We start from the raw sequence: 13,990 nt of genomic DNA, 5'->3' as shown, positions 1-13,990 counted from the left end.
CGGGGCTCTCTTGTTGTTTTTCGGGCATGGCTGCGCCCGGACGGCGCCCGGGTGGGCGTCGCCTGGGAACAGCGGTGGGGTCAGCGGGGGGCGTCGGCCTGTTTCAGCTCGGCCTGGAGGTCATGGGTGCGCTTGACCAGGTACTGGCGGATCAGCTCCATGTCCTCGGGCTTGAGGATGTCGGAGAAGTTGGGCATGCCGCGCCGCATCAGCGCGCCGCTGAGGTAGGCGGGGAAGGCGGCGTGCTTGTCGGCGGTGAGGTAGCGCAGGTCCGGGACTTCGCCACCGCTGATGGCGTTGAGGCCGTGGCAGCCGGCGCACAGACCGTTGAACAGGTCGCGGGCCTGGGCCAGTTGCGTGGGCGTGGCGTTCAGCGGCAGGTCGGCGTTGGGGAACACCGGGGCTTCGCGCGGCGGCGGCAGTTCGCCCTTGGCACCCAGCTTGAAGGCGATGACCCGGGCTTCGGCGCGCACCTTGCCCTTGTTGGTCAGCGGGCCGGTGAGGCGCGGGATGATGCCGCCCCAGCCCACGGAGAAGGCGACGTACTGCTCGCCGTTGACGCTGTAGGTGACCGGGCCGGCCATGACGCCGGAGTTGGCGCGGTGCTCCCAGAGGGTGTCGCCCTTGTCGGCGCTGTAGGCCACCACGCGGCCATCGGCGGTGCCCTGGAACACCAGGTTGCCGGCGGTGCTGAGGGTGCCGCCGTTACCCGCGCCGGCGTAGGGGTGGGACCAGGCCGGGGCCTGGCGCACCGGGTCCCAGGCGATCAGCTCGCCGGTCCAGGCGTTGCGGATCTGCTCCAGCACCTTGGGGTCTTCCGGCAGGCTGGGCACGTCGAGGCCGAAGTTCACCACCGATTTGTTGGGCAGGAACATCGGCTCCTTGGCCGCCTTCAGCTCGGCCAGGGTGTGCTGGGCGGGGATGTAGACGTAGCCGGTGACGGGGTTGTAGGACATGGGGTGCCAGTTGTGCCCGCCGAGGAAGCTGGGCTGCACCACCTTGGGTTCCTTGGCGTAGTCGGCGGCGCCGGTGAGGATGGGCCGGCCGGTGGCGAGGTCGATGCCGCTGGCCCAGTTCACCGGGACGTAGTTGCGGGCAGAGAGCAGCTTGCCGTTGGTGCGGTCGAGCACATAGAAGAAGCCGTTCTTCGGCGCCTGCATCAGCACCTTGCGCAGCTGCCCGTCGATCTTCAGGTCGGCGAGGATCATGTGCTGGGTGGCGGTGTAGTCCCAGCGGTCCTGGGGGGTGACCTGGTAGTGCCAGACGTACTCGCCGCTGTCCGGGCGCAGGGCGACGATGGAGGAGACGAACAGGTTGTCGCCCTTGCCGTTGCTGCGGAACTGGTAGTTCCACGGCGAGCCGTTGCCGGTGCCGATGTAGAGCAGGTCCAGCTCGGGGTCGTAGGCCATGGAGTCCCACACGGTGCCGCCGCCGCCCCACTTGACCCAGCCGTCGCCGTCCCAGGTCTTCAGCGCCATGGCCATGGCCTTGTTCTCGGGGGGCAGCTTGGGGTCGCCGGGGACGGTGTAGAAGCGCCAGGCCTCCTGGCCGGTCTCGGCGTCGTAGGCGGTGACGTAGCCGCGCACGCCGAACTCGGCGCCGCCGTTGCCGATCAGCACCTTGCCCTTGACGATGCGCGGGGCGCCGGTGATGGAGTAGCTCTTGCTGCGGTCGAGGATGGTGTCGACGCTCCACACCGGCTTGCCGGTGGCGGCGTCGAGGGCGATCAGCCGGCCGTCGAAGCTGCCGACGTAGACCTTGCCGTTCCACACCGCCACGCCCCGGTTGACCGGGCCGCAACAGCCCTGGCCGAGGTTCTCCGGCGGGACCTGGGGGTCGTACTTCCACAGCACGGCGCCGCTGGTGGCGTCGAGGGCGTAGACCACGCTGAAGGCGCTGGTGGTGTACATCACGCCGTCGACCACGATGGGGGTGGCTTCGACGCCGAAGTCCAGCTCCAGCTTGGTGGTCCAGGCCAGGCCGAGCTGGCCGACGTTGCCGGCGTTGACCTGGTCCAGCGGGCTGAAGCGCTGTTCGTCGTAGGTGCGGCCGTGGCTCATCCAGTTGCCCGGCTCGCGGTCGGCCTGGACCAGGCGCTGGGCGTCGACACGGGCGGGGCCGGTGGCATCGGCGGCGACGCCCGGCAGGCTGGTAAGCAGAAGGGGTAGCCCTATCAGCAGCGGAAGGGTCTTCACGGTCGTGGTACTCCGACTCAGGGTTTCTTGTTATGGGGGCCCGCTCGCGGCGGACTACAGGGTGGCAGCGGCACGGGTGCCTGGGGGTATTAGAGGGTTGGCCCCGGCCGGTCGCTTGACCCTGGCTGCCATTCTTTCTTGGCATTCCTTGCCAGGCCGGGGCGGAGGGTCAGGCGCAATGGGCCCGTGCGCGGTAGTCCCGGGGCGACAGCTCGAACTGGCGCTTGAAGGCGCGGCTGAAGTGGGCGGCGTCGAAGAAGCCCCATTTGAAGGCGATCTGGGTGATGGACTCGTGGCGCAGCACCTGGGCGCTGAGGTCCTGGGCGACCTTGTCCAGGCGCGCGCGCTGGATGTAGCGGCAGACGCTCTCGCCCTGGTCCTCGAACAGCCTGTACAGCCGCCGCACCGAGATGTGCAGGCGCTCGGCGAGCAGGGCGGGGGACAGTTCGGCGTCCTGCAGGGATTCGCCGATCAGTTGCAGCGCCACGCCGTAGAGCTCGCCGGTGTGCTCGGGCAGCGCCTCGACACGTTCGGCCAGGGCCGGCACCAGCAGGGCCAGCAGGGCGTCCTGCAGGGCCTGGCCGTCGGCGCTGGGGTCGAGGGTGCCGGCGCTGTCGCCGATGGAGCCCACCAGCGCGCGGATCATCCGGCTCGACAGGCTGTTGCGGGCCAGGCGGCCGAAGGGCTGCTGGCCCTGGAAGTGCTCCATGACCCGTTGCCGGGCCAGGTGCACCGAGACGTTTTCGATCAGGCCCTGGGGGCGGATCTCGAAGGGCAGGGCGGAATCCACCAGGGCGAAGTCCCCGGCGTGCAGCTCCAGTTCCACCCCGCGCTGGCGGATGCACTGGCGCCCGCTGCGCTGGAAGATCAGGAAGCAGTGGCGGTCGTCCTCGCCGTCCACACCCACCCGTTCCCGGGCGATCAGCCCGGCGTTGGTGCGGATGTGTGCCGTTTCCAGCGGGCCGATGCAATGCGCGTGGATGTCGCCGATGAACTGGTTGTGCTGGGTGGATGGGCGGGTCTCGAAATTGCCGCAGACCGCGCGCAGGGACTGGCTGAAGGTGTCGAACGCGGCAAGGGTGCGAGTCGGAAAGGCCATGGCCGTCTCCTGTTCTTGTTTTTCGTTAACATATTATCGATGCCGGCATGGAGCAAGGAAAAAGCGCGACGAAGGGGAGGGCGTCAGGGCATGAACGAGGCGCCCCGTCACCGGGGCGCAATGGGGACACCGTCAGAAAACCCGGTGGGTGCTGGCGGTGCCGGGGGCGGGATCAGTCCTTCCAGGGCGCCGGCGCACCCACCAGGCGGCCCATGGCGCCGAGGATGCCGAGGGCCTTGAGCGCCTCCAGTTCGCCGGCGCTCTCCACCATTTCGGCGATCAGCGGCAGGTCGATGCTGTTGGTGGCGCGGTACACGGCTTCGATGAACACCCGCTTGTCCTGCTCCACGTCCAGGTGGCGGATGTAGGCGCCGTCCACTTTCAGGTAGGCGAGGCCAAGGTGGGTGAGGTTGCCGATCAGGCTGAAGCGCCCGCCGAAGTGCTGCAGGCCGATGTTGAAGCCGGCGTCGCGCACCCGCTGGCTGAAGGCTTCCAGCTCGGCGGGCGGGGGCAGGTGGCGTTCGTCCACCTCCAGGGTCATCAGGGTGCTGTGTTGCGGGTGGGCCTTGAGCACGGCCAGCAGGCGGTCCTGGGTGGCGGCATCGCGCAGGGTGGCGGCGGAAAGGCTGAGGGCCAGCGGGGCGGGGTGCAGGTCGAGGTGGTCGAGGGTGTGCTCGAGCATCGCCAGGTCAAAGCGGGTGGCCCAGCCCAGGCGTTCGATCCAGGGCAGGAAGCGGCCGGCGGCGACGGCCTCGCCCTGGGGGTCGAGCAGGCGCGCGAGCACCTTGTGGTGCAGCAGGCGGCCGGTGTCGGCGCACTCCACCACGGGTTGGAAGTAGAGCTGCAGCTTGCCTTCGTTGAGGGCCTGGTCGATCCAGCCGCGCCAGTCGTGCAGGCCCTGGCCGGCGTTGGCCTGGAAGTCGTCGAGGCGCTCCCAGTGACGCGAGGGGTTGCTCTGGGCCTGGGCCAGGGCCTGGTCGGCACGGGCGAGGACGTCGGCCGGGGTCTCCCCGGGGCGGAAGGCGGCGATGCCCAGGTGGGCGACCGGGGTGCAGTCGCTGGCGCCGGTGGCGCGCAGGTTCTCCAGGGCGGCAGTGAGCACCTCGGCGAGGCGGTCGGCGCCGTCGCCTTCAAGGCCGGGGGCCAGCAGGGTGAACTCGCCACCGCGGTTGCGCGAGGCGAACCAGTCGGGCGTGCCGCTTTCGGCCAGGGCATGGCCGAGCACTTCGCCGACATCGCGGATCAGCGCGTCGGTACGCTGGCCGCCCAGGCGCTGGTTGAGCCCGCCGAGGTCGTTGACCCGCAGCAGCACCAGGTAGCCGTCGGCGTTCTGCTCGGACGGGTCGAGCTGGTTGGCCAGGCGGGCGTCGAACTGGCGGCGGTTGGCCAAGCCGGTGAGGGTGTCCTGGTAGGCCTCTTCGCGCAGCTTCTCGCTGCGGGCGGCCTCTTCGGCGAACAGGGTCTTGAGCTTGTCGACCATCTGGTTCATGGCCAGCACCACGCGCTTGAGCTCGGGGGTGCGCGGTACGCGGGGCAGGGTGAGGAATTCGCGGCGGCTGATGGCTTGGGCCTGCTGGACCATGTTGTCCAGCGGGCGCAACTGGGTGCGCAGGAGGAAGCCGCCGAGCACGGCGCTGACCAGCCCGCACACCAGCAGCCAGGCGAGCATGCCCAGGGCGCTGTCCCACAGCTTGGCCAGGGCGAACTGCGGGTGGCTGACCACCTCGACCCGCGCGGCCTGCTCCCAGCCGCGCATGATCAGCGCATCGCCGCCCTGGGGACGGAGGTCGACGATGCGGGCGAACCACTGCGGGACGGTGCCGGTGACGGTGTCGGTCTGGCGCTCCACCTGCACCTCGCCGTCGCTGATGCGTACCACGCGGATGCGGGCGAAATAGCCGCTGTCGAAGATGGAGCTGACCATCAGCTCCAACATGGCCGGGTCGTCCACGTGGGGCGTCATGGACAGCGCCAGGGCGGTGGCGGCGTCCTGGGCGTGGGAGCGCAGCTGGCTGCGCAGCTGCTCGCGGGAGCTTTCCACGCCGGCCAGGAAGCTCCCGGTGAAGGCCACCACCAGGAACAGGCAGATCGCCAGAAACAGCTGCTTGAGTAACGACATCGTCTATCCCTCTCCGATCGGGAAGCCTTCGGCGCGCATCTTCTGCAGGATGTCCTGCCAGCGCGAGAGCTTCTTGCTGTCACCACTGCGCTTGCCCCCGGTGTAGAGCCCCTCGGCGTTGAAGGCGTAGACCGGCAGCAGGTCCTTGCGCTGGGAGGCGGGGCGGATGTCGCTGATCAGGTTGTCCAGGACCAGCGGATCCGCCGTGGGGGTGGCGTAGAAGGTGAGCACCATGTGCGCCTGGTTGTAGTTCAGCGCCTTGACGTAGGTGATGCGCAGCTTCTCGGCGGGAATGCCGAGGCGGCGCAGGGTGAAGTACTTGGCGATGGAGTAGTCCTCGCAGTCGCCGGCGCCCTTGACCAGGGCCTCGATGGGGGTGGCCCAGTAGTCGTTCTGGCCCCAGTTGCGCTGGTCGTCGACGAAACGCAGCTTGGCGTTGAAGAAGCGGTTGACGGCGGTGAGCTTGTCCTTCTCCGGCAGCTCGCCGCTGCGCTGGATCAGGTCGCTCCAGTCGAGGATGCGCTGGCGCGCCGGGCCGAGGTTGCCGTAGCGCTTCTCGGCGTTCTTGAGGATCACCTCGAAGTCCCAGTCGGCCAGGGCGAGCAGGCTGAGCAGGGCACAGGCGACCAGCAGCAGCCACGCCATGCGCGGTCCGGCTGTGCGGGAGTGCTGGTGGTGCCCTAGCTGCATCGTCAGGGTCTCCGCCCCTTGGGTTCATGCAGTCTAGGCAGGCACCTGGCCTTTTGCCTTGCAGGGCGGTCGGAAAGTTCGGGAGGGCGTCGGGGCCGCGTCAGTCGCGGTGCAGGGTCTTCTGCCGAAGGATGTAGACGCTGACCAGCACCGCGCTGGTGAGCATGAAGCCCTGGGCCCAGGGACGCGGTACCAGGTAGCAGGAGAACAGGATGCTCGCCCACATCAGCACCAGGGCGTAGACCTTGCCGCGCAGGGGAATGCCGTTGCCTTCGAGGTAGTCACGGATCCACGGGCCCAGGTGGGGGTGGTCCACCAGCCAGTGGTAGAAGCGCTCGGAGCTGCGCACGAAGCAGGCCGCCGCCAGCAGCAGGAAGGGGGTGGTGGGCAGCACTGGCAGGAAGATGCCGATGACCCCCAGGGCGACGCTCAGCCAGCCGATGCACAGCAGTCCGTAGCGGACCGCTGCGCTGCGGGCGCGAGGGATGTCGCCGTGGGCCATCGCGTGACTCAGTGGCGCGGCTTGAGCAGGGCGGGCTTTTCTTCGGGGGCGTGGCAGAGCAGGAACAGGGCGGTCAGCAGTTCGGGGATCTGCTCGATCATCTCGTCGACCAGGTTGCGATCGGCGGCGATGTCGGCGAATTCCGGCTGTTCGTCGAACAGGCCCGAGCCCACCATGATCGGCAGCAGCAGTTCGCTGACTTCCTCTTCGGCGTGTTCGAACCAGGCGGCTTCACGCAGGAACACGCCTTCCATGAAGCCGATGCACCAGCCGCGCAGGTCGGAGTCGTCGGGCTCTTCGCCCAGGTCCAGGTCGCAGGGCAGTTCGAGGTCTTCGTCGCTGGCCAGTTGGCGGGCGATGTGGGCCTTGAGTTGGAGGAGGGCTTCTTCGATGGCTTCGTGCTCGGCGGCGTCGCGGTAGTGCGGCGGCTCGGCGAACAGGGCGTCGATCCACTCGCGGTCCGGCACCGGCTCGGGGGAAATGTTCAGGGCCGTCAGGTAGCCGTGGGCTGCCACGTAGTCCAGGGCTTCCTCGTGCAGGTCGTCGGCATCGAGAAAGGCTTGCAGGCGGGACAGTTGCTCAGCGAAGGACATCGGGGGGACTACCTTGAGGGGATAAATGAGCGTGGATTCTAGTCCAGTGCGCCGCAGGCGGCAAAAGCCGCGGCGATGGGCGAGGGCATCGCGACGGGCGGGCTGACGTATAATGCGCGGCTTGTTTCGGAGACCCCCATGCTCGACCACGCGCTGCGCATCCTCAAAGACGTATTCGGCTACGACGCCTTCCGCGGCAACCAGGCCGCCATCATCGAGCGCGTGGCCCGTGGCGGCGATGCCCTGGTGCTGATGCCCACCGGGGGCGGCAAGTCCCTCTGCTACCAGGTGCCGGCGCTGATGCGCGAGGGCCTGGCGGTGGTGGTTTCGCCGCTGATCGCGCTGATGGACGACCAGGTGGCGACCCTGGAGGAGCTGGGCGTGGCGGCGGTGGCGCTGAACTCCACCCTCGGCGCGGACGAGCAGCGGGAAATCGCCGACCGCATCCGCCGGGGCGAGATCAAGCTGCTCTACCTGGCCCCCGAACGGCTGGTGCAGCCGCGCATGCTGGCGTTCCTGGAGCGCCTGGACATCGCCCTGTTCGCCATCGACGAGGCTCACTGCGTGTCCCAGTGGGGCCACGACTTCCGTCCCGAATACCTGCAACTGGGCCAGTTGGCCGAGCTGTTCCCCGGCGTGCCGCGCATCGCGCTCACCGCCACCGCCGACCGCCGCACCCGCGAGGAGATCGTCCAGCGCCTGCACCTGCAGGAGGCGGAGCGCTTCCTGTCGAGCTTCGACCGGCCGAACATCTTTTACCGCATCGTGCCCAAGGACAATCCGCGCAAGCAGTTGCTGGGCTTCCTCGCCGAGCGCAAGGGCGATGCCGGCATCGTCTACTGCCTGTCGCGCAAGAAGGTGGAGGAGGTGGCGGCCTTCCTGTCCGAGCAGGGCTTCCCGGCGCTGCCCTACCACGCGGGCCTGGAGAACGAGCTGCGGGCCTACCACCAGCGGCGCTTCCTCAACGAGGAGGGGCTGATCATGGTGGCGACCATTGCCTTCGGCATGGGCATCGACAAGCCCAACGTGCGCTTCGTGGCCCACATGGACCTGCCGAAATCCCTGGAGGCTTACTACCAGGAGACCGGCCGCGCCGGGCGTGACGGCCTGCCGGCGGACGCCTGGATGGCCTATGGGCTGCAGGACGTGATCTTCCTCAAGCAGATGCTCAACAACTCCGAGGGCGACGAGCGGCACAAGCGCATCGAGCAGCACAAGCTGGAGGCAATGCTGGCGCTCTGCGAGGAGACCCGCTGCCGCCGCCAGGCGCTGCTGGCGTACTTCGATGAGGAGCTGCCGCAGCCCTGCGGGCACTGCGACATCTGCGTCGACGGGGTGCAGACCTGGGACGCCACCGAACCGGCCCGCCAGGCCCTGTCGGCGGTCTACCGCAGCGGCCAGCGCTACGGCGTCGGGCACCTGGTGGACATCCTCCTCGGGCGCGACAACGAGAAGGTGCGCGCCGCAGGCCACCAGCACCTGTCGGTGTTCGGCGTGGGCAAGGCCTTTTCCGAGACGGAGTGGCGCACGCTGTTCCGCCAGCTGGTGGCGCGTGGCCTGGCCGACATCGACCTCGAAGGCTTCGGCGGGCTGCGTCTGAGCGAGGCGTGCCGGCCGCTGCTGCGCGGCGAGGTGACCCTGCAGCTGCGCCGCGACCTGTCCACCAAGGCGCCCAAGCCGGCCGCCAGTGCGGCCAGCCAGCTGGTGCGTGCCGACGAGCGCGAGCAGTGGGAGGCGCTGCGTACGCTGCGCCGCAAGCTGGCGGAGGAGCACAGCGTGCCGCCCTACGTCATCTTCCCCGACGCGACCCTTCTGGAGATGCTGCGCAGCCGGCCGTCGAGCCTGTCGGACATGGCGCGGGTCAGCGGCGTGGGCGCACGCAAGCTGGAGCGCTACGGCCAGGCCTTCCTCGAGGTGCTCAATGGCGCCGAAGCCGAGGCGCCCCGCGCCGTGGCGGACCTGCGCCACGAGTTGGTCAGCCTGGCCCGCGCCGGCATGACCCCAGCGCAGATCGCCCGCCAGCTGCAATGCACCGAGAAGAACGTCTATGCGCTGCTGGCCGAAGCAATCGCCGCGCAACAGCTCAGCCTGGAGCAGGCGCTGGACCTGCCCGAGGACACCCTCGGCGAGGTGCAGGACGCCTTCCTCGACGGCGAAGGCGAGCTGCCACCGGTGGCCGAAGTGGCCCAACTGCTGGGCGGCCGGGTGCCGGAAGGCGTGCTGTATTGCGTGCGTGCGGCGCTGCAGGCGGAGTTCGAGGCCTGACGCCAGGCGCTCACTTGTAGGCCATCCCGCCGGCTACTAATGTGCAACGTGGCGTGCGCGCAGCCGTCGAGGCGCGCGCAGTCTTCGTCATCCATGTGAGGTGGATGCCCGGAGCGCGCCGACGCTGCATGGCCGGGCGCAGCAGTAGGTCCCGGCCCCATAACAAGAGGTGGCCGTGACCACACCCCATGCCTGGCTGGACGATGTGCGTCCGAATCCCTATGCCGACCAGCTCGCCGTCGGCTTCCGCAAGCTGCGTTTCGTGCGCCCTCTGGAGCACGAGTACCGGCAGTTCTTCCTGGAACAGTCCTTCGACCTCAAGCGCATCGTGCTGCTGCTGTCGCTGCCCATGTGGCTGGCCTTCGCTGTGCTGGATTTCCAGCTGGTGAGCACGGCGGAGCGCTGGTGGATGCTGGCGGTGCGGGTGGTGGTGCTGGTGCTGCTGGTGATCTGTGGCGGCCTGGTGCTGCAGCGGCGTCATGTGCACCTGCTGGCGCCCCTCAGCCAGGCGTGCGTTGCCGCGCTGGGGCTGGGGGCGGCAGCGGTGGTGGCCATCGCCCATCGGGTCGATCCGTCTTTTCCCTATGAAGGCTTGCTGCTGGTGTGCATGGCGGCCTACTTCGTGGTGGGCCTGCGCCTGGGGGAGGCGCTGCTGGTGGCGGTGTTGGTGCTCTCGGTCTACGTGGCGCTGGAGCTGTGGGCGGGCCTGCCGCCGGCGCGGCTGGCGAACAACCTGCTGTTCCTGGTCTGCGGCAACCTGCTGGGTGCGGTGGGCGGCTACCTGGTGGAGTACAAGTCCCGCGAGCATTTCCTGGTGAGCCGGCTGATGCGGGTGCTGGCCGACCACGACAGCCTCACCGGCCTGCACAACCGCCGCAGCTTCAACCGGCAGCTGGAGCGGGTCTGGCGGCAGGCTCAGCGGGAGTCGAGGCCGCTGGCGTTGCTGCTGTGCGACGTGGACCACTTCAAGGCCTACAACGACCTCTACGGCCACCAGCGCGGTGACGTGGCGCTGCAGCGGGTGGCCGGGGTGCTGGAGGATGCGGCGCGGCGCCCCCTGGACATGGCCGTGCGCCTGGGGGGCGAGGAGTTCGCCGTGCTGCTCTACGGCACCCCGGAAGAGGAGGCGCGCCAGCATGCCGAGCGCATCCGCGCTGCGGTGCAGGCCCTGGCGGTGCCCCACGAGGGCTCCAGCACCGGCGCGGTGCTGACCCTGTCCATCGGCCTGGCCTGCCTGGCCCCCGAGGCCGACAGCCCCATCGCCCACCTCTACGCCCTCTACGAACATGCCGACCGGGCGCTGTACCAGGCCAAGGCGTTCGGCCGCAACCAGGTGGTGGCGTGAGACTGGCGTAGATGGTCGCTCCGGCTGGCGCCATGGGTGACTGTGCCGCGGGGAGGGCGGTGCTAGCATCCCTCGCCCCTGAACCGGAGAGCCCGACCCATGGACATGCTGATCGGCCCGGACGGCCAGCCCCGCTACGGCCAGTTCGACACCACCCCGACCCTCATCAACTACCGGGATTTCGACTTCCGCTCGCCCATGGGGCGTCGCCGTGGCGCGTTGGCCAAGTGGCGGCGTTTCCACCAGTTCCAGTACTTCGGGATCATCAGCAACGAGCTGATCGGCGGCTGCGCGCTGGCCAACCTGAGCCTGCTCGGGGTCGGCTTCGTCTACCTGTTCCACCCGGCCAGTGGGCGCATGATCGAGCGCCAGTTCAAGCTGCCGCTGGGTTGGGGCACACGCTTCTCCCAGTCACCCGACAGCGGCACCTGCGAGCTGCGCGCCGGCCACAACCTGCTGCGACTGGAGAACCAGGCCGAGCGCCGGGAAAAGCGCCTGCGCGTGGAGCTGGACGACGGCACCCGCATCGATGCGCTGTTCGCCGAGCAGGACTTCCAGCCCATGGGGTTGTGTACCCCGGCCGGGGCGGACGGCTGGGTCTATGCGCGCAAGGTGGCCGGTGTGCCCTGCCAGGGGCGGATCGAGAGCGCGCTGGGGCAGTTCGACCTTGGCACGCTGGGGGCCTACGCCCACCACGACTGGTCGGCCGGCTACATGCGCCCGGAAACGGTGTGGAACTGGGCCTGCCTGTCCGGCGAGGCGGCGGGGATTCGCCTCGGCCTGAACCTGTCCTGCGGGGTCAACGAGACCAGCTTCACCGAGAACTGCTTCTGGCTGGACGGCGAGCTGGTCAAGGTCGACACCGTGCGCTTCGCCTTCGATCGCCAGCAGCCGCTGGAGCCCTGGCACATCACCTCCCATGACGGGCAGGTGGACCTGCGCTTCCGTGGCGAGGGGTTGCACAAGGAACGCCTCAACGCCGGCTTCCTGGCCAGCAACTTCAAGCAGGTCTTCGGCCGTTTCGACGGCGTTCTCCGCCCCCACGGCCGTCCAGCGATCCCGGTGGAGGGGTTATGGGGCTTTGTCGAAGATCAATATGTGAAGTGGTAGTTACAGTCTGCGGCTTGCTCCGGATCGCCGCCTATGGTTAGCTCGCTAATTATTAGTTTTGGCTGTCAGAGTCCGTTTCATGTCCCACACCGATCAACACCGCTTCGCCATGCAGCTTGCGCAGATGTCGCGGGCCTGGCGAGCGGAGATGGACCGTCGTCTGGTCGACCTAGGCCTTTCCCAAGCTCGCTGGCTGGTGCTGCTGCACCTGGCCCGCTTCGAAGAGCTTCCCACCCAGCGCGAGCTGGCCAAGAGCGTCGGCGTCGAAGGCCCGACACTGGCGCGCCTGCTCGATAGCCTCGAAGCCCAGGAACTGGTCCAGCGCCTGGCCGTGGCCGAGGACCGCCGGGCGAAGAAGATCACCCTCTGCCCCAAGGCCAGGCCGCTGATCGAGAAGATCGAGTCGATCTCCAGCCAGCTGCGCCGTGAGGTCTTCACCGGCATCGACGAGGACGAGCTGCGTCGTTGCCAGCAGGTGCACGCGAAGATCCTGGCCAACCTGGAACGGCGCTGATGTCGCAGGACCTCGAGGCCCTGCACACCCGCTACGGTTCCCGTTATCCCCACTGGCTGCTGGCGCTGCTGATGGTCGGTAGCATGGCGATGATCCTCGCCTCCACCAGCATCAACGTGGCCTTGCCGACCCTGATGGCGGAGTTCGCCATCGGTCGGCCCATGGCCCAGTGGCTGGCCACGGGCTTTCTCGCTGCGATGACCGCCGGGCTCCTGCTCTCGGCCTGGGCCCAGGCCCGGCTGGGCGCGCGGCGTACTGTCCAGCTCGGCATCGGGCTGTTCATCCTCGCCTCGCTGCTCGCGTTGCTGGCCCAGGCGGCCTGGCAACTCATCGCACTGCGCATTGTCCAGGGCGCCTGTGCCGGGGTGATCCAGCCCCTGGCGATGGTGCTGATCTTCCGCGTGTTCGCTGATGGCGGGCGCGGCATGGCCCTGGGCAGCTACGGCCTGGGGGTGATGGTGGCGCCGACCCTCGGCCCCACCATCGGTGGCTACCTGATCGACCAGTTCGGCTGGCAGGCCGTGTTCTGGCTGCCGCTGCCCATGTGCGTGGCGGCGCTGGTTGGCGCGCAATGGCTGATGCCCAGCGACCGCAACCGGCAGACGCCGGGCGTGGACCTGCTGGCCTTCGGCTTCCTTTGTGTGGCGCTGTTCGCCCTGCTCGGCGCCCTGGCCGAAGCCCAGCGCTTCGGCTGGCTGGCACCGTCGTGCTGGGTACCCGGGCTGCTGGGGATCGCGGCAGTCGGCGGATTTGCCTGGCGCAGCCGGGTGTCGACCCGGCCGCTGTTGCCGATGCGCCTGTGGCGTCATGTCGCGTTCCGCAAGGCCAGCTGGGTGGCCCTGGCATTGGGCCTCGGGCTGTACGGCTCCACCTACCTGATCCCGCTCTACCTGCAGACCGTCGATGGCTACAGCGCCGGGCGTGCCGGGCTGCTCCTGTTGCCCACCGGGGTGGTGCTGGGGCTCGCGTCGTTCGCCGGTGGCTGGCTGAGTGATCGGCTGTCGGCCGCCGCGTTGCTGGTGGGCGGCCTGCTGGTGTTCGCCCTGTCCTGCTTCGGCCTGGGGCTGGTGGGGGAGGGAGCGAGCTTCCTGGTGCTGTGCTTCTGGGCCTGCGTCGGCCGTCTCGGCCTCGGCCTGCTGCTGCCGGCCCTGAGCACCGGCTCGCTGGACGTGCTGAGCGCCGAGGAACTGGCCCAGGGCGCCGGCGCCATCACCTTCGTGCGCCAGCTGGGCGGCGCATTCGGGGTCAACCTGGTGACCTTCTTCCTCGAGTGGCGGCACCTGGCAGGCGGCGGTGATCACGCGGCCAATGCCTGGGCCTTCCAGCAGACCTTTTGGCTGGTAACGCTGCTTTTCCTGCTGGCGATCTGGCCCGCCCTGGGCGTGCGCGCGACAAAAGCCTGACGAAGCCGCTATAACCGCCCAGCGGTTGTGTGAATTCCGTCACTTTCATGACGAAAATCCAGTAAGATTCGTCCGTAATGGCCCGATGCCTTTACTTAGGGCGTTTCGGGAAATTGCATCCATACTAGTTTCAGCCGGGTTACACAGGGATCGGC

The 13,990-nt window shown here is 68.7% G+C and carries 11 protein-coding genes; 5 read left to right on the top strand and 6 right to left on the bottom strand.

Annotated elements, in window-relative coordinates:
• Window positions 1-80 precede the first annotated feature (80 nt).
• The 6 genes from RTK35_RS14395 to RTK35_RS14370 form a co-directional block, all read right to left on the bottom strand.
• Window positions 81-2,195 carry a PQQ-dependent dehydrogenase, methanol/ethanol family gene (locus RTK35_RS14395; protein ID WP_316908291.1) on the bottom strand — a complete coding sequence of 705 codons (2,115 nt, stop codon included), beginning with the start codon at window positions 2,193-2,195 and terminating at the stop codon, window positions 81-83.
• A gap of 169 nt (window positions 2,196-2,364) precedes the next feature.
• Entirely contained in the window at window positions 2,365-3,294 is a 930-nt protein-coding gene (feaR, locus tag RTK35_RS14390) for a transcriptional regulator FeaR (RefSeq protein ID WP_316908290.1), read from the bottom strand.
• A 172-nt stretch (window positions 3,295-3,466) separates the two neighbouring features.
• Window positions 3,467-5,413: a cyclic di-GMP receptor LapD gene (lapD, locus tag RTK35_RS14385; RefSeq protein WP_316908289.1), complete on the bottom strand. Its 1,947-nt coding sequence runs from the start codon at window positions 5,411-5,413 to the stop codon at window positions 3,467-3,469.
• Between the two features lie 3 nt (window positions 5,414-5,416).
• Window positions 5,417-6,058, bottom strand: coding sequence for a cysteine protease LapG (gene lapG, locus RTK35_RS14380; protein WP_044408850.1), 642 nt, complete (start codon window positions 6,056-6,058; stop codon window positions 5,417-5,419).
• A gap of 145 nt (window positions 6,059-6,203) precedes the next feature.
• Complete coding sequence (locus RTK35_RS14375; protein WP_044408847.1) at window positions 6,204-6,605, bottom strand: YbaN family protein; 402 nt, start codon at window positions 6,603-6,605, stop codon at window positions 6,204-6,206.
• A gap of 8 nt (window positions 6,606-6,613) precedes the next feature.
• Complete coding sequence (locus tag RTK35_RS14370; RefSeq protein WP_074970267.1) at window positions 6,614-7,198, bottom strand: YecA family protein; 585 nt, start codon at window positions 7,196-7,198, stop codon at window positions 6,614-6,616.
• Window positions 7,199-7,336: 138 nt separating this feature from the next.
• Between RTK35_RS14370 and recQ the strand changes: the two genes are divergently transcribed.
• The 5 genes from recQ to RTK35_RS14345 all read left to right on the top strand — a co-directional run bounded on the left by recQ (window position 7,337) and on the right by RTK35_RS14345 (window position 13,835).
• Complete coding sequence (gene recQ, locus RTK35_RS14365) at window positions 7,337-9,463, top strand: DNA helicase RecQ (protein WP_044408841.1); 2,127 nt, start codon at window positions 7,337-7,339, stop codon at window positions 9,461-9,463.
• A gap of 175 nt (window positions 9,464-9,638) precedes the next feature.
• A complete protein-coding gene (locus RTK35_RS14360) occupies window positions 9,639-10,808 on the top strand; it encodes a diguanylate cyclase (RefSeq protein ID WP_074970269.1) in 1,170 nt (389 codons plus the stop codon).
• Window positions 10,809-10,907: 99 nt separating this feature from the next.
• Window positions 10,908-11,918 carry a DUF2804 domain-containing protein gene (locus tag RTK35_RS14355; RefSeq protein ID WP_316908288.1) on the top strand — a complete coding sequence of 337 codons (1,011 nt, stop codon included), beginning with the start codon at window positions 10,908-10,910 and terminating at the stop codon, window positions 11,916-11,918.
• A 79-nt stretch (window positions 11,919-11,997) separates the two neighbouring features.
• Window positions 11,998-12,432, top strand: a complete 435-nt coding sequence (locus RTK35_RS14350; protein WP_044408832.1) for a MarR family transcriptional regulator — start codon at window positions 11,998-12,000, stop codon at window positions 12,430-12,432.
• Window positions 12,432-13,835, top strand: a complete 1,404-nt coding sequence (locus RTK35_RS14345) for a DHA2 family efflux MFS transporter permease subunit (protein ID WP_142015976.1) — start codon at window positions 12,432-12,434, stop codon at window positions 13,833-13,835. Before RTK35_RS14350 ends, RTK35_RS14345 begins: the two co-directional genes overlap by 1 nt.
• The last annotated feature ends 155 nt before the right edge of the window (window positions 13,836-13,990 follow it).

The organism is Pseudomonas sp. zfem003, assembly GCF_032621675.1.
GTDB lineage: Bacteria > Pseudomonadota > Gammaproteobacteria > Pseudomonadales > Pseudomonadaceae > Metapseudomonas > Metapseudomonas otitidis.
This window is presented reverse-complemented; position numbering and strand designations above follow the sequence as displayed.